The organism is Rhodovulum sp. PH10 (assembly GCF_000293785.1).
In the GTDB taxonomy this organism is placed as follows: domain Bacteria; phylum Pseudomonadota; class Alphaproteobacteria; order Rhizobiales; family Xanthobacteraceae; genus Rhodoplanes.
Map to the genome: position 1 here is coordinate 1 of NZ_AKZI01000062.1, position 902 is coordinate 902.

1 protein-coding gene and 1 pseudogene are annotated in these 902 nt (G+C 68.0%); one reads left to right on the forward strand and one right to left on the reverse strand.

All coding sequences use genetic code 11. The annotated features are described in order from the left end of the window. Positions 1–43: 43 nt before the first annotated feature. Positions 44–463 (reverse strand): DUF7146 domain-containing protein, encoded by a 420-nt coding sequence (locus A33M_RS11360; RefSeq protein WP_083850427.1) that lies wholly within the window; start codon positions 461–463, stop codon positions 44–46. Between the two features lie 213 nt (positions 464–676). Between A33M_RS11360 and A33M_RS24915 the strand changes: the two are divergent. Further along, positions 677–902 (forward strand): annotated as a pseudogene (locus A33M_RS24915) (DNA primase); the annotation flags it as partial.

A 902-nucleotide genomic window follows, 5' to 3' on the forward strand; every position in this document is an offset into this window, starting at 1 on the left:
CGCCCCGCCGCAAGCCCTCAAAGCCGTGGCCTGACCACGACGCTTACAGAACGTCGGCAGGTTCGCCAAAACGAACGCCGTTCCCGAGGAGTTGGCCCATGGCCCGACGTGGTGTGGCGAGCGGGGCCTTGTCGGTGCCGTCGCGGGCGAGCCAGGTGCGGTGAAGCCCTGTGATCGTGCCGTCTCGATCCGTGACGGCAGCGAGCAGCGCCGGCCACGTCTCGCAGGGACCGTTCTCGATGGTGCGATGGAAGCAGCGCGGGTGGAAACGGAGAGCTGGAAGACAGCGAAGGTCGCCGATGCCGCGGGCGCGGAGATAGCTCTCGACGAGCGTGCCCCGGATCGGCTGCCCCATGGCGAACAGGCGCCGGGCTGATTCAGGCGAGCCGGCCGGTGCCGGAGCGATGTGCTGGGCAGGCTCGGGCCGCGGTAAACTCAGGAACCGACGGGCTTCGTCGAGCACGTCCTGAACATCGTGGAGCCGGCAGTTGCGCGCGATCAAATCGAGAAGATCACCGTGCTCGCCGGTCGCCGCATCGGTCTTATGTGCAGTTGAACATAAGACGGATTATGTTGCGGCGCTGGTTATGTTGCGGCCCCGCGCTGGAAGGCCGTTTTGTGAGGGATCGGCAGCTTCTGCGCAACATAACCTCAGCCCGTCAGGGAGGGTCGCGTGATGCGCCGCGACGCTTCCGAGCTGGCGCGGCGTCTCGCCCGGGACGCCGAGGCGGTCTGCCGCCATTATCTGTCGAAGGGTCGACGCTAGGGTCGCTACTGGATGGTGGGCGACGTGCGCAACACGCCTGGCCGGTCGATGTTCGTCCGGCTGAGTGGGCCGGACTCCGGTCCTGGCGCCGCCGGGCGCTGGACCGATGCCGCCTCGGCCGAGCACGGCGACCTGC